Annotated in this window: 23 protein-coding genes; 19 read left to right on the top strand and 4 right to left on the bottom strand. The window is 37.1% G+C overall.

The annotated features are described in order from the left end of the window. Positions 1-130 precede the first annotated feature (130 nt). The 5 genes from pilB (at position 131) to zapD (ending at position 5,446) form a co-directional block, all read left to right on the top strand. On the top strand, positions 131-1,822 hold the full coding sequence (gene pilB, locus AADH04_RS06785) for a type IV-A pilus assembly ATPase PilB (RefSeq protein ID WP_434779481.1): 1,692 nt from the start codon (positions 131-133) through the stop codon (positions 1,820-1,822). Between the two features lie 24 nt (positions 1,823-1,846). Further along, on the top strand, positions 1,847-3,097 hold the full coding sequence (locus tag AADH04_RS06780; protein WP_434779480.1) for a type II secretion system F family protein: 1,251 nt from the start codon (positions 1,847-1,849) through the stop codon (positions 3,095-3,097). A gap of 102 nt (positions 3,098-3,199) precedes the next feature. After that, complete coding sequence (locus AADH04_RS06775) at positions 3,200-4,075, top strand: prepilin peptidase (RefSeq protein ID WP_434779479.1); 876 nt, start codon at positions 3,200-3,202, stop codon at positions 4,073-4,075. Beyond that, positions 4,062-4,691, top strand: coding sequence for a dephospho-CoA kinase (gene coaE, locus AADH04_RS06770; protein ID WP_434779478.1), 630 nt, complete (start codon positions 4,062-4,064; stop codon positions 4,689-4,691). The genes AADH04_RS06775 and coaE overlap by 14 nt, the downstream gene beginning before the upstream one ends. Further along, complete coding sequence (gene zapD, locus AADH04_RS06765; protein WP_434779477.1) at positions 4,688-5,446, top strand: cell division protein ZapD; 759 nt, start codon at positions 4,688-4,690, stop codon at positions 5,444-5,446. Before coaE ends, zapD begins: the two co-directional genes overlap by 4 nt. 44 nt (positions 5,447-5,490) lie before the next feature. Here the strand turns inward: zapD and lysA are convergent, their stop codons facing one another. Both lysA and lptM read right to left on the bottom strand, forming a co-directional pair. After that, entirely contained in the window at positions 5,491-6,744 is a 1,254-nt protein-coding gene (gene lysA, locus AADH04_RS06760) for a diaminopimelate decarboxylase (RefSeq protein WP_434779476.1), read from the bottom strand. Between the two features lie 3 nt (positions 6,745-6,747). Further along, positions 6,748-6,894, bottom strand: a complete 147-nt coding sequence (gene lptM, locus AADH04_RS06755) for an LPS translocon maturation chaperone LptM (RefSeq protein ID WP_434779475.1) — start codon at positions 6,892-6,894, stop codon at positions 6,748-6,750. 68 nt (positions 6,895-6,962) lie between these two features. Here lptM and cyaY point away from each other — a divergent pair, with 68 nt between their 5' ends. After that, the gene (gene cyaY, locus AADH04_RS06750; RefSeq protein ID WP_434779474.1) at positions 6,963-7,280 is read left to right on the top strand and encodes an iron donor protein CyaY; all 318 of its coding nucleotides are present in this window, start codon (positions 6,963-6,965) and stop codon (positions 7,278-7,280) included. A 491-nt stretch (positions 7,281-7,771) separates the two neighbouring features. Here cyaY and AADH04_RS06745 read toward each other — a convergent pair whose 3' ends face one another. Next, the gene (locus AADH04_RS06745) at positions 7,772-8,110 is read right to left on the bottom strand and encodes a YegP family protein (protein ID WP_434779473.1); all 339 of its coding nucleotides are present in this window, start codon (positions 8,108-8,110) and stop codon (positions 7,772-7,774) included. Between the two features lie 265 nt (positions 8,111-8,375). On the opposite strand from AADH04_RS06745, the gene AADH04_RS06740 reads away from it, so the two are divergent. The 13 genes from AADH04_RS06740 to AADH04_RS06680 all read left to right on the top strand — a co-directional run bounded on the left by AADH04_RS06740 (position 8,376) and on the right by AADH04_RS06680 (position 19,646). Next, on the top strand, positions 8,376-8,591 hold the full coding sequence (locus tag AADH04_RS06740; RefSeq protein WP_434779472.1) for a YdcH family protein: 216 nt from the start codon (positions 8,376-8,378) through the stop codon (positions 8,589-8,591). Between the two features lie 160 nt (positions 8,592-8,751). Continuing rightward, the gene (truA, locus tag AADH04_RS06735) at positions 8,752-9,555 is read left to right on the top strand and encodes a tRNA pseudouridine(38-40) synthase TruA (RefSeq protein WP_434779471.1); all 804 of its coding nucleotides are present in this window, start codon (positions 8,752-8,754) and stop codon (positions 9,553-9,555) included. After that, entirely contained in the window at positions 9,552-10,169 is a 618-nt protein-coding gene (locus AADH04_RS06730; protein ID WP_434779470.1) for a phosphoribosylanthranilate isomerase, read from the top strand. The genes truA and AADH04_RS06730 overlap by 4 nt, the downstream gene beginning before the upstream one ends. Positions 10,170-10,212: 43 nt before the next feature. Further along, a complete protein-coding gene (trpB, locus tag AADH04_RS06725; protein ID WP_434779812.1) occupies positions 10,213-11,358 on the top strand; it encodes a tryptophan synthase subunit beta in 1,146 nt (381 codons plus the stop codon). A gap of 15 nt (positions 11,359-11,373) precedes the next feature. Next, the gene (gene trpA / locus AADH04_RS06720) at positions 11,374-12,156 is read left to right on the top strand and encodes a tryptophan synthase subunit alpha (RefSeq protein ID WP_434779469.1); all 783 of its coding nucleotides are present in this window, start codon (positions 11,374-11,376) and stop codon (positions 12,154-12,156) included. Positions 12,157-12,174: 18 nt separating this feature from the next. Further along, positions 12,175-13,050 (top strand): acetyl-CoA carboxylase, carboxyltransferase subunit beta, encoded by an 876-nt coding sequence (gene accD, locus AADH04_RS06715; RefSeq protein ID WP_434779468.1) that lies wholly within the window; start codon positions 12,175-12,177, stop codon positions 13,048-13,050. Positions 13,051-13,206: 156 nt separating this feature from the next. Then, complete coding sequence (gene xerA / locus AADH04_RS06710) at positions 13,207-14,091, top strand: site-specific tyrosine recombinase/integron integrase (RefSeq protein ID WP_434779467.1); 885 nt, start codon at positions 13,207-13,209, stop codon at positions 14,089-14,091. 317 nt (positions 14,092-14,408) lie between these two features. Beyond that, positions 14,409-15,437: an NlpC/P60 family protein gene (locus AADH04_RS06705; RefSeq protein ID WP_434779466.1), complete on the top strand. Its 1,029-nt coding sequence runs from the start codon at positions 14,409-14,411 to the stop codon at positions 15,435-15,437. A gap of 333 nt (positions 15,438-15,770) precedes the next feature. Continuing rightward, on the top strand, positions 15,771-16,226 hold the full coding sequence (gene aroQ, locus AADH04_RS06700) for a type II 3-dehydroquinate dehydratase (RefSeq protein ID WP_434779465.1): 456 nt from the start codon (positions 15,771-15,773) through the stop codon (positions 16,224-16,226). A 27-nt stretch (positions 16,227-16,253) separates the two neighbouring features. Further along, positions 16,254-16,706 carry an acetyl-CoA carboxylase biotin carboxyl carrier protein gene (accB, locus tag AADH04_RS06695; protein ID WP_434779464.1) on the top strand — a complete coding sequence of 151 codons (453 nt, stop codon included), beginning with the start codon at positions 16,254-16,256 and terminating at the stop codon, positions 16,704-16,706. A gap of 56 nt (positions 16,707-16,762) precedes the next feature. Then, on the top strand, positions 16,763-18,115 hold the full coding sequence (accC, locus tag AADH04_RS06690; RefSeq protein WP_434779463.1) for an acetyl-CoA carboxylase biotin carboxylase subunit: 1,353 nt from the start codon (positions 16,763-16,765) through the stop codon (positions 18,113-18,115). Positions 18,116-18,118: 3 nt separating this feature from the next. Then, the gene (prmA, locus tag AADH04_RS06685) at positions 18,119-19,012 is read left to right on the top strand and encodes a 50S ribosomal protein L11 methyltransferase (protein ID WP_434779462.1); all 894 of its coding nucleotides are present in this window, start codon (positions 18,119-18,121) and stop codon (positions 19,010-19,012) included. A 382-nt stretch (positions 19,013-19,394) separates the two neighbouring features. After that, a complete protein-coding gene (locus tag AADH04_RS06680) occupies positions 19,395-19,646 on the top strand; it encodes a hypothetical protein (protein WP_434779461.1) in 252 nt (83 codons plus the stop codon). Between the two features lie 47 nt (positions 19,647-19,693). Here the strand turns inward: AADH04_RS06680 and AADH04_RS06675 are convergent, their stop codons facing one another. After that, positions 19,694-21,040, bottom strand: coding sequence for an aldehyde dehydrogenase family protein (locus AADH04_RS06675; protein ID WP_434779811.1), 1,347 nt, complete (start codon positions 21,038-21,040; stop codon positions 19,694-19,696). Positions 21,041-21,131 lie beyond the last annotated feature (91 nt).

The following is a 21,131-nucleotide window of genomic DNA, read 5'->3' as shown; positions in this document are numbered from 1 at the left end:
GCTGGCTTTTTTGTTGCGTATTCTGTTTTTTATACATAAAAACAGGTTTTTTTATTTCTTACTTTATCTAATGCATAGAAATAACGATATAATTTACACTCTAGTGAATAATTAGGATTGAGTATAAAGCATGGCAGAAGGTTTGGTGTTAAGCGGGCTTGCTCGCGCTTTGGTGCAAAATAATATTTTATTACTGCAAGATGCAGAGGCCATTCAGCAAGCTGCTCAAGCAGAAGATAGCTTATTTGTTACCCATTTAATAAAAAGTAAAAAAATGTCCTCGATGGAGCTGGCTGAATTTGCTTCTAGGACATTTGGCTTCCCATTGCTTGATGTCAGCGTTTTAGAAATTGAATCTTTACCTCGTGTTGAGATTGAAGATGAGCTGTTGCTGAAAAACCATGTTGTGCCTTTATTTAAACGAGGAAATAAATTATTTGTTGCGGCATCTGATCCGACTCAGATGAATGTGTTTCGTGATATTGGCTTTGCTTCAGGTTTGGCTGTAGAAGTTATTGTGGCACTTGATGACAAATTAGCTCGCATTTTAGAACTCTATGGGCAGCAGACCTCTTCTGCAATGGATGGCCTAGATGAAGAAATGTTGGCCGATGAGTTGCCAACGGAAAGCCTTGATGAGGAAGAAGGCGGTGCAGAAGATGCGCCTGTTGTTAAGTTCTTGCATAAGATATTATTAGATGCCATTAATATAGGAGCATCTGATATTCACTTTGAACCTTATGAAAAAAGTTACAGAGTTCGGTTTCGAGTAGATGGACAATTAAGAGAAGTGGTGCAGCCTCCTATTGCAATTAAGGAAAAACTTGCCTCTCGTATTAAAGTTATTTCAAAATTGGACATCTCAGAAAAACGGATTCCGCAAGATGGGCGCTTGAAGCTAAAAGTGACAAAAACACGTTCTATAGATTTTCGTGTGAGTACCTTGCCAACATTATTTGGTGAAAAAATTGTGATGCGTATTTTGGATTCCAGTGGTGTTCAATTGGGTATTGAACAACTTGGTTTTGATCCAAAACAGAAAGAAATTTTGATGGAGGCTATTCATCGGCCTTATGGAATGGTATTAGTCACCGGGCCAACAGGCTCAGGTAAAACGGTGACTTTATATACTTGCTTGAATATATTGAATACACCTGATTCGAATATTTCTACAGCAGAAGACCCTGCTGAGATTAATTTACCTGGTATTAATCAGGTGAATGTAAATGATAAACAAGGTTTAACTTTTGCCGCCGCACTGAAATCTTTTTTGCGTCAGGATCCAGATATCATCATGGTGGGTGAGATTCGTGATTTGGAAACTGCGGATATTGCGATTAAGGCTGCACAAACTGGTCATATGGTGTTTTCAACTTTACACACTAATAATGCTCCTGCTACTCTATCGCGGTTATTGAATATGGGGGTTGCCCCCTTTAATATTGCCAGTTCAGTTAATCTGATTTTGGCACAACGTCTGGTAAGACGTTTGTGTAAATGTAAAAAGCCTTTAGATATTCCTGAAGAAGCTTTATTAGCTGCAGGATTTAAGCCAGAAGATTTAGATGGTAGTTGGACTTTGTATGGTCCTAATGGCTGTGAAGACTGTCGAGGCTCTGGTTATAAGGGACGTGCAGGTTTATACGAGGTCATGCCTGTATCTGATGCTATTCAAAGGGTTATTATGAAAAATGGTACAGCAATTGATATTGCTGATATTGCCTATAAGGAAGGGCTCATTGATTTGCGTCGTGCTGGGCTTTTAAAAGTAATGCAAGGAATCACCTCATTAGAAGAGGTAGAAGCCAATACGAATGATTAAGTTATTTAAAAATGAGGGAGTGGCATGAATAAGCCAGTAAGAAAACCTGTTCAAACAGCGGTGAAAAAGAAATCAAACGATAAGTTATGGCGTTTTGATGGTAAAGACAGAGCGTCAGGTAAAGGCGTTAATGGTGAAATCTCTGCAGTAAATGAGGCAGAAGCGCGTCAAAAGTTGGCAAGACGTGGTGTGCATGTGACCAAAGTACAAAGGCAGCAAGCGAAAAGGGGTCGTAAGATTAAAGATGCCGATGTCACCCTATTTTCCAGACAATTGGCGACCATGATGAAAGCGGGCTTGCCCTTGTTGCAGGCTTTTGAGATTGCCGCTAAAGGGCAGGCGAACTCTTCCATGATGAAATTGTTGATGGATGTTAGAGGGGATGTCGAACAAGGTATGTCTTTAGGAAATGCTTTTGCTAAACATCCTGCGCAATTCGACCAATTATTTTGTAGTTTAGTCAATGCGGGTGAGGCTGGTGGTGTGTTAGATAGCTTATTAGATAAGCTGGCAACATATAAAGAAAAAACTCAGGCTATTCGCAAAAAGGTCAAAAAAGCATTAACCTATCCAGTCATCGTATTGATTGTCGCGTTCTTATTAATTGTGGCCATGATGGTATTCGTTTTACCTGCTTTTAAAGATATGTATGATGGTGTGGGCGCAACCTTGCCTTGGATTACACAGTTTGTGATGGATATATCGGATTTCTTTGTGGCTTGGTGGTGGGTAATATTGATCATTGTATTTGGTGGTGGTTTTGGCTTGTCTTACGCTGTTAAGCATTCATGGTCATTACAACAGAAACGGGATCGCTTATTATTACAATTGCCTATTTTTGGCCCTATTGTCCGTAAATCTGTTGTTGCCAGATGGGCGAGGACAACTGCAACATTGTTTACTGCGGGGGTTCCTTTAGTTGAAGCATTGAATTCAGTTGCAGGTGCTGCAGGAAATATTTTATATGAAAAAGCAACCAGAAAAATTCAACAAGATATTAAAAATGGTATTTCTTTAACAACTTCTATGACTGCAACCAATTTATTTCCAAATATGATGGTGCAAATGGCCTCTATTGGTGAAGAATCTGGTTCTTTAGATGATATGTTGAATAAAGTGGCTGAGTTTTTGGAAGATGAGGTTGATCAAGCAGTAGATATGCTTTCTACAATGATGGAACCTATTATTATGGTCTTCTTAGGTGTTGTCGTCGGTGGTCTATTGGTTGCTATGTATTTACCGCTATTTCAAATGGGCGATGCGCTTAAAGGTTAAGAATTTACTACCAATAGGGATACTTCATTCGTATCCCTAACTGTTATTGTGATAATAGAGGTGTGAATATGCTCATATTTTTTAAAATGCGAGAGATTTTTTATGTTTGAATTGTTTCGTGACAACGTAGGTTTATTTACCTGCGTTGCTTTGTTTTTTGGGCTTCTGGTTGGTAGTTTTTTAAATGTTGTGATTTATCGTTTGCCCAAAATGTTAGAGAATACATGGAATCACCAATGTCAGATTCAATTAAATCTTATTGAAGAAGAAACACCTCCGCCTGTTTTTAATTTAGTGGTTCCTCATTCAGCTTGTCCTAATTGTCAAGCACCCATTCGACCTTGGCAAAATATTCCTATTGTCAGTTATATTTTTTTAAAGGGTGCATGTGCCAAGTGTGGTACCCATATCAGTATCCGTTATCCTTTGGTTGAGTTATTGACTGGTATATTGTTTGCAATGGTTGCTTGGAAATTTGGTGTCGGTTTACCTGCTTTAGGTGGAATGTTGTTCTCTGCTTTTTTAGTCAGTATGATCTTTATTGATGCTGATACTCAATTATTACCTGATAATCTAACCTTGCCTCTTTTGTGGTTTGGGTTGGCTTTAAGCTTATTTGAAACTTATATTTCTGTAAAAGAAGCTGTTATTGGTGCAATGGTTGGTTATTTGTTTTTATGGATCATCTTTTGGTTATTCAAAATACTAACTAAAAAAGAGGGCATGGGCTATGGAGACTTTAAACTGCTTGCTGCTTTAGGGGCTTGGTTAGGTGTTGCACCGTTATTGGTCGTTATTTTATTGTCGGCTATATTGGGCTTTTTCTATTATGGTCTCATAATAATGACATCGAAACAAAAAACTGAACATAAAAATATACCATTTGCTTTTGGACCATCATTGGCTTGTGCAGGCTGGATTGCATTTATGTATGGTAAGAATATTTTATCTTGGCTATACCCTAATGTACAGTTTTAAGACCCCCTTTGTTGGTTTAACTGGTGGCATTGGTTCAGGAAAAACAGCGGTTTCCGATTTTTTTCAAGAGTTAGGGGTGCCTGTTGTTGATACAGATGAAATTTCTCGTCAGTTGAGCCAAACGGAGCCTTTTTTATCGCAAGTTCGTTTGGCCTTTGGTGATTGTGTTTTCCAAGAAAATGGACAGATTGATCGAGCAATCTTACGGCAGATTGTTTTTGCGGATCAAGTATATAAAAAAAAATTAGAAAAAATTGCTCATCCAATGATTAAAACTGAGGCAATCAGGCAAATATCTGGTATAAATGCATTATATGGCATATTGGTTGTACCCTTGTTGTTTGAAACAGGTAATTTTTTAAGTTTGGTTAAACGAGTGCTGGTTGTTGATTGCGATGAAAATATTCAAATTCAGCGGGTTATGGCTAGAAGTCAACTGACAGAAACTCAAGTTTGTGCCATTATGGCGCAACAGGCAAGCCGTGAAGCTCGCTTGAAAAAAGCAAATGATGTGATTGAGAATAACTCAGACCAAGATATTTTAAAAGCATCTGTTAAGCAGCTACATCAATTTTATTTAAATTACTTTGAACAGGAGAAAGGGAGGATATTTTGATATGTTTTGAATTTCCTCTTGTAGAGCGAGTTAGAATTTTTTTAAGATTAGAGAGCTTATTTAACCGTTTTGATTTTTTGGTTACTCAAGCGGATTCTTGTTTTCATCATTATGCGTTACAAAGTATTTTTGAAATTATGGAGACGGCGACTCGTTCAGATTTAAAAACAGATATTTTGCAAGAAATAGAAAGGCAAAAACAAATATTTATAGGATTGAAAGATAACCCTGCAGTAGATGAAAAAAAATTAAATAATGCTTTGTTTTTGCTAGGTGATGCGGCGACACAGCTTCAATCTATTTGCCATAAATTTGGTTCTCATTTACGCGAAAATGAGTGGTTAATGTCCATTAAACAGAGAATGGGTGTTGTCGGTGGCTCTAGCCAATTTGATTTACCATCTTACCATTTTTGGCTTAGCTCTCCGGATGAAAAACGGCGTCAGGATTTAAATAATTGGGCCAGTTCATTACGCCCAACGTTCAATGCGATTAAAGAGCTATTAAAAATTCTAAGGGAAGGGGCTGAGCATCATAATTTTGTTGCAAAAGCGGGGATATATCAGCAAAGTAGTTTAAGCACACATATTCATTTGCTTCGAATACATCTAGAACCAAAATTTGGTGCTGTGCCAGAGGTATCGGCAAATAAATATATGACAAATATTCGCTTTGTTCAAGCAACAACAAAGGAAAGTAAAGGTAAACAAATTCCTTTAGATATTCCTTTTACATTAGATGTGTGTAAGTTTTAATGGATAAGCTATGAAAAAAATACAGGTCAGCTGACCTGTATTTTTTATAAACAAGTTTGCTCGTTTTCTAATAATTGAAACAGTGTTTCTCTTTTCCGAATCAGCCTAGCCTGATTATTTTTTGTAATCAATACTTCTGCTGCTTTGGGGCGAGTATTATAATTACTGGCCATACTGGATGCATATGCGCCTGCGCTTTTTATGGCTAAATAATCTTGTTCTTGTACAGATAAGGTTCTATCTTTTCCTAAAAAGTCACCAGATTCACAGATAGGACCGACGATATCTGCTGTGATAGGGGGCACTTCTTTATTGTCTATAACGGGGATGATCTCATGAAAGGCTTGATATAAAGATGGTCTCATCAAGTCATTCATTGCTGCATCAACAATAATAAAATTTTTGTCTTCTGTCTTTTTGATGAACTCAATTTGTGTCAGCAGTATGCCAGCATTACCTACTAATGAACGGCCAGGTTCCAATATTAATTGAAGATTTTTATGAGTAATGGTGCTTTCTATTGCTTGCGCATATTTTTCAATATCAGGCTTAGTTTCTTGATGATGATAAGGAATGCCCAAACCACCCCCCATATCAATATGATGTAAGTGAATGCCATGTTCACTCAGTTTATCAATTAAAAGAATCAAACGGTTGAAGGCTTCTATTAAAGGCTCAACTTGTAGTAGTTGAGAACCAATATGGCAGTCAATGCCGATGATATTTAATTGACTTAATGTTTGTGCATATAAATAAGCATTTAGTGCATCTTTATAAGCAATACCAAATTTATTTTCTTTTAAGCCTGTAGAAATATAAGGGTGGGTTTGAGCGTCAACATCAGGGTTAATTCTCAGTGAAATAGGGGCTTTTATCCCTTTTTGTAATGCAACCTGTTGAATGCGATCCAATTCATTGATTGATTCAACATTAAAACACAGAATGTTTTGTTCTAAGGCAAAAGCGATTTCTTCGTGTGTTTTTCCTACACCAGAAAAAATGGTTTTTTGAGCCTTACCATTTGCTGCTAATACGCGTTCTAACTCTCCCCCTGACACAATATCAAATCCACTACCTAAAGCGGCAAAATGTTTTAAAATGCTTAAGTTGCCATTTGCTTTAACTGCATAACAGATGAGTGGGTTGGTCTGTTTAAAAGATTTACTGTAATGGTGATAAGCATCTGTTAAGGCTTGTTCGCTGTAAACATATAAAGGGGTACCATATTGTTGCGCTAATTGTGCCACAGGCACCCCATCACATAATAATTCTTGGTTTTTATAGTTAAATGTTTTCATAAATTAAGTAAAGTATTTGTTGGTAGATGAATGGTTAAGATAAGAAGTTGATTTATCTTTTGGTTGTTCTTTAGGTAAATATAGATCACCTTTATAGCCACAGCCACTTAGGCTGATGAATAAACAAAATAAGACAGTAAACTTATACATGGTAAGAGGCTCTTTGTGGCAAAATAGACATCTTATCAAAATGATATTAAGTGGTAAAAGGATATTTTATGACTGAAAGTGAATTTCTTTTATATACAGATCAGTTTTTTGATCATTTGGAAAATCAGGTTGGAGAACAAAAGCTGGATGTGGACTGTTTGCTTAGTGGTAATGTATTTACAATTGAATATGATGACGAGCAAATTGTGATTAATCGGCATGTGCCAAATCAAGAGTTATGGATTGCTGCTAAAAGTGGTGGCTTTCATTTTACTTATGTAGATGGGCAATGGTTATCTACAAGGGATCATCAACAGTTTTTTGATGTTCTCAATAGTATATTAAGTACGATATTAGGGGAAAGGGTGGTGATTCATCCTTTTTAATTGTATAGACAGTAATGTGTTTGGATGGAATATCAAAAAACAGTATTTTCTATCAAAAAATGGCAAAAAAATGATTGTAATCGAAAATAATCCTTTTTTTTTCTACAAAAAAACAACAAATTTTCGTTTTCTCTTGTTTTTTTTTAACTAAATAAGCGTTAACGAAAATTTTTGGTTGACTCAATGTTCGATTTTCAAATAAAATGTGAAACATCGAGATCAAACTTTTTTCTCGAAAAGTTTCTCCTCTATTTCTCCTTTGTAGACTTCGCGCAAATCTTTTGATTTGCGCATTTTTTTGCTTATTCTCGTAATAATATAGCCTATAATGATTTAAGAGCATTATTTGTCGATTTTTTCAGTATCATTTTTTTAGGAAATAGAATTTTAATCAAAATTATAAGGTAGTTCTGATTGTTTTTTTTCTTTTTTGTTGTAGTGTGAACATTTTTGAGTACATATTGAAGGCTTAATATGTACTCATGTTGTGATTAATTTAATGTTTCGTCATGAATGATTGTTGTTGGGCCATTGGCTTTAACTGATTGTATGCCTTTTTCACAGCCTTGTTCTGAGGTATAAAGTTGACTTTGCCCAATGACCTGATGATTGGCAGCCTTAAGTGTGAAATAAAATTTTTCATTGGAGGCTTGTACTTTATGAAAATGTTCATTTATGACACAATTATTTTGCACTGATTGAATACCAGATAAAGCCGAGTTTTTTTGTCTATACATTTCACTTGTGAGGATGATTTCGCCATTTTTTGCTGTTAGATGAAAATAGAATTGTCCATCTTTTGCTTTTTTTATGGTGTAAGAGCCAGACATTTTTTTCTCCTGAATATTGTGAAAAAACAACATAAATAAAGGGAATATCTCTATTGTCCATAAACATTAAGATATTGCTTCAATGTAGCATGAGTTATGTTAAATAGGGATAAATATTTTTAATAAAATATTTTTTTTGAGAGATTTATTTTATAGTTATTATTTTTAATGTTTTTGGTGTATGAACGGCTAACATTTCTTTGGCATAGATGAGAAAAAATATGATAATATAGTGTTTAAACTTAACTGAAAAAAGGAGAGGCTTATGTTTCCAGAGTATAGAGAGTTGATTTCTAGATTAAAAACAACAGACCGCCATTTTGAGAAGTTGTTTAATAAGCATAATGAATTAGATCAAAAGATTAAAAATATTGAAACAGGCGTGCTCACAGATACTTCAGTAATTGTGGAGGAACTGAAAAAAGAAAAACTTAAATTAAAAGATGAAATGCATCAAATGTTACGCCAATATGAGCAATAGCCAATATCAGTAATTAAGAGACCAGCTTATCATGAAGCTGGTTTTTGTGTTTTTTAGAATGTACATTTTATTGGTATCTGTACGTTTAAAAAGGAAATTCCCTGTGTCGGTTTGCGCTGGGGTACAATATAGTGTTTATTTGTATTATTAATCGCATTTTATGGCTAATCTTCAACGTATTGCTCTTGTGCTTGAATATGATGGTGCCGCATTTTATGGCTGGCAGCGTCAGAGTATGCATATTTCTGTTCAGGAAGTTTTAGAAAATGCGTTAGCGCATATTATTGGGGAAAAAGTCGGTGTTGTTGCTGCTGGGCGGACAGATACAGGGGTACATGCTTTAATGCAAGTTGTACATTTTGACTCGCCTGTTTGTCGACCAATTACCGCTTGGGTACGGGGTGTCAATGCACATTTACCTGCGGGTGTTTGTGTACGTTTTGCTCAACAGGTTGATGGCCAGTTTCACGCCCGTTTTGATGCGATTGAAAGACAATACCGTTATGTTTTATTGTCTTCAGCTGTGAAGCCTGCTTTGTTAAATGGTAAAGTGGGTTGGACGCATTATCCTTTAGATATACAGGCTATGCAACAAGCCATCCAGTGTGTCTTGGGTGAACATGATTTTTCCAGTTTTAGAGCATCTGAATGTCAGGCAAAATCACCTATTAAATGTATGAAAACAGCAAAGTTAACCAGACAGGGTAGTTTGTTTTATTTTGATTTTGCTGCTAATGCTTTTTTGCATCATATGGTGCGTAATTTAGTCGGTGCTTTAGTATATGTTGGGGCTGGACGATTGACTATTGATGGGTTTGAAGATTTATTAGGGTATAAAAATCGGACATTGGCGCCTCCTACATTTATGCCTGATGGCCTTTATTTAACAAAAGTAATTTATCCTGAGGCTTGTCAATTAGCGTTACCAAATCAATTACCTGATTGGTTTTGGGGAGAAAAATGATCCGTATTAAAATTTGTGGTATCACCAATGAGCAAGATGCTTTATTGGCTTGTCAACTTGGTGCAGATGCATTAGGCTTTGTATTTTATGAGCGTAGCCCAAGATTCATCAGTGTTCAAAAAGCTCAGGCAATTATGGCAAAATTGCCTCCTTTTGTGAGTGTTGTCGGATTATTTGTTAATGCTTCGAAACCTTTTATTGATGAGATATTGAAGCAATTACCCTTGGATATTGTGCAGTTTCATGGCGATGAATCTGCTTTATTTTGTCAAAGTTTTGATCGTCCTTATATTAAAGCCGTTCGTGTGCAAACAAGAGAAGATATTTTAATGGCACAACATGATTTTGCCACAGCACGGGCTTTATTGTTTGACGCACATGTCAAAGATACTTATGGTGGCACAGGACAGCGATTTGATTGGGGTATTTTGCCAGAACAAATAAACATGCCTTGGGTCTTGTCTGGTGGTTTAACCCCTGACAATGTTGGTGAAGCTGTGACATTAACCCATGCATTAGCGGTTGATGTGTCAAGCTCAGTGGAATCTGAAAAAGGGGTAAAATGTCCCCAAAAATTAGCTGCATTTTTTGAAGGAGTACATCGTGCAAGATGACTTATTGCCTACACAATCAGGCTGGTTTGGAAATTATGGCGGCATGTTTGTTGCTGAAACATTAATGCCTGCGTTGACAGAACTGAAAAATGAATATGAAAAAGCAAAAGCTGATCCTGTCTTTTGGGAAACATTTGCTTATGATTTGAAACATTATGTGGGTAGACCTTCTCCTGTTTATTATGCAAAACGTTGGTCAGAACATTTAGGTGGTGCCCAGATTTATTTAAAAAGAGAAGACCTTAATCATACTGGTGCTCATAAGGTCAATAATACGATTGGGCAAGCGTTACTTGCACAGCGTATGGGTAAAAAAAGAGTGATTGCTGAAACGGGTGCTGGACAGCATGGTGTGGCTTCTGCAACTGTTGCTGCTCGTTTTAATATGGAGTGTGTGGTTTATATGGGCGCAGAAGACATTAAGCGTCAAGCGCCTAATGTCTATCGAATGAAGTTATTGGGTGCGACAGTGGTGCCTGTAGAAAGTGGCACAAAAACATTAAAAGATGCATTAAATGAAGCCATGCGCGATTGGGTGACTAATGTTGATCATACCTTTTACATATTAGGCACTGCGGCAGGCCCTCATCCTTATCCTATGATTGTACGAGACTTTCAAACCATTATTGGGCGGGAAGCCATTACTCAGATGCAAGAAATGATTGGACGCCAACCAGATATTGTTACTGCTTGTGTTGGTGGTGGCTCGAATGCGATTGGTTTATTTTATCCATATGTTAACGAGCAAAATGTACGTATGGTTGGCATAGAAGCGGGTGGTAGAGGAATCCAAACAGGACAGCATGCGGCACCAATTAATGAAGGTAAGGTTGGTGTGTTGCATGGTGCGCGCAGTTACCTTATGCAAGATGAACATGGTCAGATTGCCACAACTCATTCTGTGAGTGCTGGTTTAGATTATCCAGGAGTCGGCCCAGAACATAGTTATTTAAAAGATATTGGCCGAGTGGAATATGAAGCAGTTACTGATGAAGAAGCTTTAAAAGCATTCCATGATTTATGCCATTTTGAAGGTATTATTCCAGCTTTAGAAAGCAGCCATGCATTAGCCTGGGCAGCAAAAGAGGCACCTAAACACAATAAAGATAAAGTTATTTTGGTTAATTTATCTGGTCGAGGTGACAAAGACATCAATACTGTTGCACAGATTTGTGGCATTACACTTTAAAAGGGATCGTCTGTTATGAGTAAAATTCAAGAAACTTTTTCTAATCTTGGCTCAAAAAAGGCTTTGGTCACTTTTGTCACTGCTGGAGACCCAGATTTAGAAACAACCTTAAATATCATGAACAGTATGGTAGATAACGGTGTGGATATTATTGAGCTTGGGATTCCTTTCTCTGACCCTATGGCTGATGGTCCTATTATTCAACGTGCAGCAGAAAGAGCTTTAAAAAATAATGTTTCTTTAAATGATATTTTGAATTTGGTGCAGCGATTTCGGCAAAATAATCAACATACCCCTATTGTGCTGATGGGGTACTTAAATCCTATCTTAGCCATGGGTATAGAGAAATTTGCTAAATTAGCCGCTTTATCAGGAGTAGATGGGGTTTTAACTGTTGATTGCCCTATCGAAGAAGTGGCACCATTGCAACTGGCATTAAAGCAAGAGCAAATTGATTGTATTTTTCTGTTGGCGCCGACAACGACAGAAGATAGAGTAGATGAGATTGTTTCAAAGGCCAGTGGTTTTTTATATTATGTTTCTTTAACAGGGGTAACGGGCGCGGGTAGTTTAAATGTTGAGCAAGTTGCACAAAAAATTGCTAAACTGCGTACCAAAACACCATTGCCAATTGGGGTTGGTTTTGGCATTAAAGATGCACAAAGTGCACATGATATTGCTCAGGTTGCTGATGCAGTGGTTATTGGCAGCACCATTGTACAAACAATAGAAAATAATCCAAAAAATGAAGCTGTTGCTGTTGGTCAGTTAGTGGCTACTTTAAAAGCAGCAATATAGCGATAAAAAGGAGTTTTGATGAGTTGGTTAGATAAGATTATCCCTCCTAAAGTAAAAAGAGAAGAGCATGAAATTGGTAAGCCTTCTGCTGTGCCAGAGGGGTTATGGCTAAAATGTCCTTCTTGTGAGGAGGTTTTATATCATTCAGATGTGGAAAAAAATGATTATGTTTGTCCTAAATGTCATTATCACTATCCTGTGAGTGCTCGTAAACGTTTGGATATGATTTTGGATGAAAAGGGACGTCGAGAAATTGGTGAAACTGTAAAACCAATTGATATTTTAAAGTTTAAAGATTCAAAAAAATACCCTGATCGATTAAAAGCGGCACAAAAAGACACAAATGAGAGTGAGGCTTTGGTGGTGATGCAGGGTAAAATACATAAATTACCCGTTGTGGTTGCTGCGTTTGAGTTCAAATTTATTGGCGGGTCTATGGGCTCAGTTGTTGGCGAACGTTTTGTTCGTGGCGTAAAAGTTGCAGTGGAACATAATTGTCCTTTTATTTGTGTGGCCGCTTCTGGTGGCGCACGAATGCAAGAGGGGCTAACTTCTTTGATGCAAATGACCAAAACCAGTGCTTCCTTACAATTGTTGACTGAGAAAAAAATTCCTTTTATCTCTTTGTTGACTGATCCGACTATGGGGGGCGTTTCTGCTAGTTTCGCTTTTTTAGGTGATATTGTATTGGCAGAACCAAACGCTTTAATAGGTTTCGCTGGGCCTCGTGTGATTGAACAAACTGTGCGCGAGACACTACCTGAGGGGTTTCAGCGCGCAGAGTTTTTGCTAGAAAAAGGAGCGATTGACAGTATTGTGGATCGTAGGGATTTAAGAAAAAAATTAGCATCCTATATTACTTTATTGATGCATGAACCTGCAATTGAAGAATAAGATATAAAAAGTAGTTATAGAATTTAAAAGCCCCTTGAGTAAAGGGGCTTTTAAATTCTAATCCTTATTGATTATGGTATGGTTTAAGTGTTTGTATTAAAATTATTCGTATGAAGGATTGTTTATGATGAATTGGTTCATTATATGGTAAATCGAATGGCTGAATATATTGCTGTTTTTCTGGAAAAGCTGCATCAGAAGGGTAAAGCAAAGTTAACTATTCAAGCGTATCAACAGGATTTATTACAATTGTTGGGTGTCATCAATTATCTAAAGTTAGATGTTGGTTCTTTGGAACGGAATCATATTTTATATGCGTTAAAACAGTTATCTGCCAAGGGGCAAAGCCCGAAAAGTATTGCTCGACATTTAAGTGCATGGCGGCAGTTCTGTGCTTTTCTAGTTGAAGAGAGTATTCTTGAATATAACCCTTGCCAAGGGGTGAAGCCACCTAAACTGCCAAATCGTTTACCAAAAGCATTGACTGTCGAGAATACACAATTATTATTGGATAATGTACAAAGCCATAATGTCTTAGAAGTTAGGGATAAAGCTATTTTTGAGCTCATGTATTCTTCTGGGTTACGATTGAGTGAAGTGACTCATTTGGATATTCATGATCTTTCTTTTTCAGAAGGCATTGTGAAAGTATTGGGTAAAGGCAGCAAGGAACGTATTGTTCCCGTTGGGCAAACAGCATTAACAGCGCTCAAAAATTACTTAGTAGTCAGAGCCGGTTCTGAAACCCAAAAAGCACTTTTTACCAGTCGCTTGGGGAGCAGGCTCTCTAATCGGCAAATACAAAATAGATTGGTTCGTTGGAGTGAGCTAGCTGGTAGTGATCGAAGAGTGACGCCACATATGTTTCGTCATAGCTTTGCCAGTCATATGTTACAGGAGTCAGGTGATTTAAGGGCTGTTCAGGAGCTTTTAGGGCATAGTAATTTGAATACGACTCAAATATATACCAGTTTAGACTTTAAGCATTTAGCCACTATTTATGATCAAGCTCATCCTAGAGCGAAAAGAAAACAAAAATAAATGTCTCTTTTTTGTGGCAATGATCAGGCAATGAAGTTGATAGCTAAATATTTAAATTTTTCATTCTTTTGAATAACTATTTGTTTTTATTTTTATTGTGTATTGTCTTATTTGTTTAGATTAATAATTTTTAAATGTTTTTAAAATTATTGTAATGAACGTTTACTTGAATAAGGTGTATTATTTTGAAGTTTATTCAAATATTTTTGATAAATTGCTGGTTTTTTGTATGATGTTGTCTTATAATTAATTTGCTACATTTATGTAGAGAGGTAATGCTCTATAATGGAGTTTGGAAGTTGGAGGATAAATGCATAATGAGTCGTGAAGAGCGTGTATTAAAAGCTGCAATTGGTACTTTTGATTTGGGGACAGGAAAAGATTCCATCAATAAAGATGGCTTGTATAAGTATGGTCAGTTTAATAATATGCAATTGCCAAAACGAGAGAATGCAAAAATAGAAGTGGATAGTTCAGGTTTGATTTATTACGCATTAAAAAATTCTGGTCATCCAATCGATCAAGATTTCGAACCTGACCAATTTTCCACGTCTGCATTGTTTAAAGGCGATAAGCTCTCACAATATACTGTGGCGAATTTTGATAAAATTGATAGAAATGATTTACAAGTTGGCGATATTATCTTTCTCCAAAAAAATAAAAGCACAGAACAGCATGTTGGTATTGTTGCCAATAATGATCCATTAGGAAAATTATATTTTTATGGCTCTCAAACCAGTACTGGGCCAGCGGTAACTGAACTAAATAGTTATTGGGATGGCGTTAAATATACGGTAGAAGCATGTGTTCGGCCGAAAGAATCATTTTATCATCCAGAACATGATTTAACTTTAAATACGCCTGCTGGCTTTGAGCAACGCTATACACAAATTAAAAATCTTGAGTTGACCACAACAAATCAGCCAGGGAAACCTGATTATCAATTATTTAATCCTACGCCCTTTTTGTCTCGACAAATTCACCCAGAGGTGCAATCAGTCCATTCCTTATTAACAGATAAATTAAGTAACCAGTTTGATGAATTGGGTGTTTCCAGTAAACATGCAGATGCTATTTTAGCTCAGACGACACATTCTTGTTTTGAAAAGGGATTGAATATCCGTAATATTGCACATGTTGGTATTAATATTGAACAAAATACGGTTTATGTTGTGGGTAAGGACAGTACTCGTTTTGTGTCTGTTGATGCGATTTCTGCCAGTCGAGTTAATCCGAAAGATACTCTGTTGGCGACTAGCCAATTGGTTGAAAATGAGCAAATGGATGCACAAAATCGTCAGGTTGAGAAAAATATACAGCAAGAAGGACATGGCCGAGGTTTTTAAATGTTTTTTGTTCTGTTAAAAACACCTTGTTTGATTTATTCATAAAGGTGTTTTTTTATATTTAGGGCAATAATAGATCCATCGGAAAGTTTAAATAAAAAATAAACATAACCATAAGATAATTTTTTTAATAAAAATTTTTTGATCGTTTAAATTGAAAAAGCATATCTGTCATTTTTTCTTATTTGAGTAAATATTCGAAAAATTTACAGGTTTTTTGGGAAATTTATTTCTTTACAATCAAAGAAGATAATAAATTTTTAAAGGAAAAGCTGGTAATTTCTTTTAATTTACGGCAAACTTGTAGGATTGTTATCGAAAAATTATTAATTCATGGATACTCGTATTTTAGTGTTACATGGGCCAAATTTAAACCTTTTAGGCACAAGAGAACCTGAAGTTTATGGGCAAATAACATTAGAGCATATTAACCAAAATGTATGTCAACAAGCACAAAAATATGATTCGGTTGCAATAGAGTGTTTGCAAAGTAATGCAGAACATGTTTTGCTGGATCGGATTCATTTGGCCAAAACAGAGGGCATTCGTGGGATCATCATTAATCCTGGTGCATTGACGCATACCAGTGTTGCGCTAAGGGATGCTTTGCTTGGTGTTGCCATTCCTTTTATTGAAGTACATTTGTCGAATGTGCATGCACGGGAGTCATTTCGGCATCATTCTTATTTATCTGATATTGCCATCGGCGTGATATGTGGTTTGGGCGCCAATGGTTATCTTTTTGCATTAGAACATCTTATTCAGTACCTGAAACAAAACACTCATTAAGTGTTTCTTGAGATAGAGGAAGTTATAATGGATTTACGCAAATTAAAAAAATTGATTGATTTAGTTGAGGATTCTGGCATCGCTGAGTTAGAAATCACAGAAGGTGAAGAAAAAGTAAGAATTACACGCAGTACTGCTGTACAAATGGTTGCTGCTCCTGCAGCTCAAATTGTGACCCCTCAGGTTCAGCAAGCGGTTAATGTTTCTGGTGTACCTGAGAGTACAGGTGGCTCAGGAGTCGATTTAAGTAAAGCCATGAAGTCTCCTATGGTAGGCACCTTTTACCGTGCTCCTTCTCCAACTTCAGCTCCGTTTGCTGAGGTGGGGCAGACAGTTAATGTTGGTGACACATTATGTATTATTGAAGCAATGAAATTGATGAATGAAATTGAGTCTGAAAAGTCAGGGGTTATCAAGCAAATCCTGATTGCAGATGGTCAGCCAGTAGAATATGGTGAGCCTTTATTTATCATTGAGTAATTAACTTAAAAGCTGCCTAAATGGTTTTATGGCGGCTTTTTCATTGGACGATCATCATGTTTGAAAAAATTCTTATTGCTAACCGTGGTGAAATTGCTTTGCGTATTCAAAGAGCATGCCGTGAGTTGGGTATCAAAACGGTTGTGGTATATTCAGAAGCAGATCGAGAAGCAAAATATGTAAAGTTGGCAGATGAATCTGTCTGTATTGGCCCTGCCTCTTCTGCAAAGAGTTATTTGAATATCCCTGCCATTATTTCTGCCGCTGAGTTAACGCATGCACAAGCTATTCATCCTGGCTATGGATTTTTAGCAGAAAATGCCGATTTTGCAGAGCGAGTAGAAGAGTCTGGCTTTGTGTTTATTGGCCCAAGACCAGATACTATTCGTTTAATGGGCGATAAGGTTTCTGCAAAAGAGACCATGCTGGCTTCTAATGTACCTTGTGTACCTGGTTCTGATGGTGCTTTGCCTGACGATCCTAAAGAAATCATCAAGATTGCAAAAAAAGTAGGTTATCCTGTCATCATTAAGGCTTCTGGTGGTGGTGGCGGTCGAGGGATGCGTGTTGTCCAAAAAGAGGAAGATTTGATTCAGTCTGTTCTTATGACACAAACTGAAGCAGGTGCTGCTTTTGGCAATCCTACTGTTTATATGGAACGATATTTGCAAGAACCGCGTCATATTGAAATACAGGTGCTTGCAGATGAACATGGTAATGCTGTTTATTTGGGTGAACGTGACTGCTCAATGCAAAGACGTCATCAAAAAGTGATAGAAGAGGCACCTGCTCCTGGTATCACAGAAGAAGAACGTAAAAAAATTGGTGAAGTTTGTGCCAAAGCGTGTAAAAAAATTGGGTATCGTGGTGCCGGAACTTTTGAGTTCCTTTATGAAAAAGGGGAGTTCTTTTTCATAGAAATGAACACTCGTGTTCAGGTAGAACATCCTGTAACAGAGCTTGTGACAGGTATTGATATTGTGCAGGAACAAATAAAGATTGCTGCAGGGTTACCGTTACAATTTAAACAAAAAGACATCCGTTTACATGGACATGCGATCGAGTGTCGGATCAATGCAGAAGATCCTTTTACATTTATTCCAAGTCCTGGAAAAATTGAAAGTTATCATCCCGCGGGAGGACCAGGTATTAGGGTGGATTCCCATATTTATCAAGGGTATACCGTTCCACCTCATTATGACAGCATGGTGGCAAAAGTGATTGCTTATGGGGACACCAGAGAACAAGCTTTGGCCAGAATGAGTATAGCTTTGTCAGAAATGGCCGTTACAGGTATTAAAACCAATATTTTATTGCATCGGGCTTTATTACAAGATATTGAGTTTAATAATGGTGGGCCAAGTATTCATTATTTAGAAACCATATTACCTACATTGAAGGCTGAATAATTAATGGCATATTTGCAGGCAACAATTCGGGTCACTCAAGACAAAGCAGAAGAGTTTTCTGATCTATTAATGGAGTATGGTGCGCTTTCTGCAGCAATTCAGGATGCGTTTGCTGGTACCGATAAAGAGCAGGCCATTTTTGGCGAACCAGATGAACCAACTGAACAAATTTGGGCAGAAAGCCTGATTATTTGTCTGTTCGCACAAGATGAGGATGTTGCCAAGGTTGTTGATCAAGTATGTCAACAGATGGGGGGCGCAAAAGTATCTTTTCAGTTGGAGACAATTGAAGATCAGGATTGGGTACGATTGACTCAATCCCAATTTGAGCCAATTGAAATTTCTGAGCGTCTTAGGATTACGCCAACTTGGCATGAAGCACCAAATGACCCTAATATCATTAACTTAGCTTTAGATCCAGGGTTGGCTTTTGGGACAGGTTCTCATCCAACAACCAGATTGTGCTTGTTATGGCTAGATCAACATCTTAAAGCAGGGCAGAGCGTTTTGGATTATGGGTGTGGTTCAGGGATATTAGCCATTGCCGCAGCAAAAATTGGTGCAAGTAAAGTAGTTGGTGTGGATATTGATAAACAAGCCATTATTGCCAGTAAAGACAATGCCTTAAAAAATCATATTGATCATGCTACTTTTTTATTGCCAGATAAAGTCACAGATGAATTGTTTGATGTTGTGTTGGCCAATATTTTGGCTAATCCTTTACGTGTATTAGGACAAATGTTGGCTACAAAAACTAAAAGTGGTGGGCAAATTGTATTGTCAGGTATTTTACAGGATCAAGCTGAAGAACTTATGTCGATTTATGAGCAGTGGTTCCATATGGCTCCACCTGTTTTTCTTGATGGTTGGAGCTGTTTAACGGGCATTAAGAAATAGGGATTCTTGAAAATAAATGTAATAATCAGCCATGTGTTTTTATATGGCTGATTTTTTTCAGTATTATATTAAAGTTTTGTAAATTTTTCTAATTTGTTGTAAAAATGCAATAAATGAAATTTATTTGTTTTGGTAGTAAATTTTATATTAATCAAGTAATTGCATCTATTTGTTTTGTTTTATTTAAAATCATTCTATATTTATTTGCTATATTTAAGATGAATTGTAACCAGAACAGATAAATTTTCCTTGAGGTTATTGCATCTGTTTCGCGCTTGGTAGATAATTGGTACAGTCACATGTCAGCTATTAACAAGTTGATTGTGAATCATCTTTGTTGTTTTTTGTAATGATTAATTTTTATGTTTTAAAAGGTTAAAAAATGAAACAATCTTTGTTAGTGGCAGCTGCTCTATCTTTATTTTTAGCTGCATGTGGTGATAACTCTACTACTGGTGCTGCTTCTGAAACTGCATCTGCTCCTGCTGTTGAAGCATCTGCTCCTGCTGTTGAAGCATCTGCTCCTGCTGCTGAAGCGTCAGCTCCTGTTGCTGAAGCATCTGCTCCTGCTGCTGAAGCGTCAGCTCCTGTTGCTGAAGTGTCAGCTCCTGCTGAAGCATCTGCTGCAAACTAATTTGTACGGTAATGTACAAAAGGCCATCCTAAGTAAGGGTGGCTTTTTTATTTTTGCCAATAACTTTTGATATTAACAAATTCGTATAAGCCAAATTCCGATAATTCTCTGCCAAAACCTGAGTTTTTTACACCACCAAAAGGTAAACGTAAATCCGAACTTGTATGACGGTTGATGAATACACTGCCTACATTGAGTTGTTCTGCTAGCTGCCAAGCTTGATTGTTATTTTTGCTGTAAATGCTTGCTCCTAGACCATATGGCGAGTCATTTGCCAAATGTATGGCTTCTTGAGTCGTGTGTGCATGTAAAATGCTCATGATTGGTGCAAATGCTTCTTCATGATAAAGTTTACATTTTTGATTGACGTTATCTATTATTGTTGCAGGATAAAAAAATCCTTTTCCTTCAGGAATAGAACCACCCAATAATAATGTCGCGCCATGTTCCAGAGCATCTGAAACTTGATGATGTGCTTTTTGCTGTAGTTTGGCACTGTGTAATGGGGCTAAGGTTGTCTGTGTCGATAATGGGTCACCAGAATTTAATTTTTTTGCTTCGGTAATCAGTAAGTGAATAAATTCATCCGCAATTGAGTCTAAAAGGATTAATCGTTTGGCGGCATTACATGATTGTCCTGCATCTCTAAAACGGGCATAACAAGCATCTTTTGCTGTCTGTTTTAAGTCTGCATCTTCCAATACAATAAAGGCATTACTACCGCCAAGCTCTAATACACATTTTTTTAAGTGTTTGCCTGCTAAGCTGGCCAAATATTGACCTGTTTGCGTAGAACCTGTAAAGGCCAGTGCATTTGTTTGACTAATAATTGCTTCAATATCATTATCCTCGGCATATACGACATCAAAGGGTATTTCTTCTTCTACTAATTCAAATAAGAGCTCTGTTACTTTGCCTACACTGGGCGCAGGTTTAATGAGACAGCCGTTTGCCGCACATAATGCTGGAATGGCAAAACGTAAAATTTGCCAAATCGGGTAATTCCAAGGCATGATTGCCAGAACAAGACCAAGTGGTTCAAAGCGCACTTGGCTCAAACTGGCTTGTGTGGCAATGGTTTTATAGGACAGTAACTCTGGTGCCAGATGAACATAGTAATGGATCAATTGGATGGACTTTTCGATTTCCGCTTGGCATTCTGTTAAGCAGCGCCCTACTTCATGGCAAATAGTTTGAGCCAGAATGTCTTTATTTTGCTCTATTTTTTGAGCAAGTTTAAGTAATAAGGCTGTGCGCTCAGGTACGGTTTTTTTTGCAAAATAAGATTGTTTTTGTTGTAGCACATTAATTTTGTGTGTGATGTCGGTTAGCGATTCAGATGGACGTTGGAAAAATAGCTCTTCAGTGAAAGGGTTTACGCTGGAATAAGGCATCATATTCGGTTAATGTCAGTAAGTGGTTTATGACTAAGAGGGTAGCATAGATTATGCTCAGGTTTAAATAGACAAATGAATAAAAAAGATA

This window comes from Neisseria sp. Ec49-e6-T10, assembly GCF_051132615.1.
In the GTDB taxonomy this organism is placed as follows: domain Bacteria; phylum Pseudomonadota; class Gammaproteobacteria; order Burkholderiales; family Neisseriaceae.
Note: the sequence above shows the minus strand (reverse complement) of the source record. Positions and strands in the feature narration are given on the sequence as shown.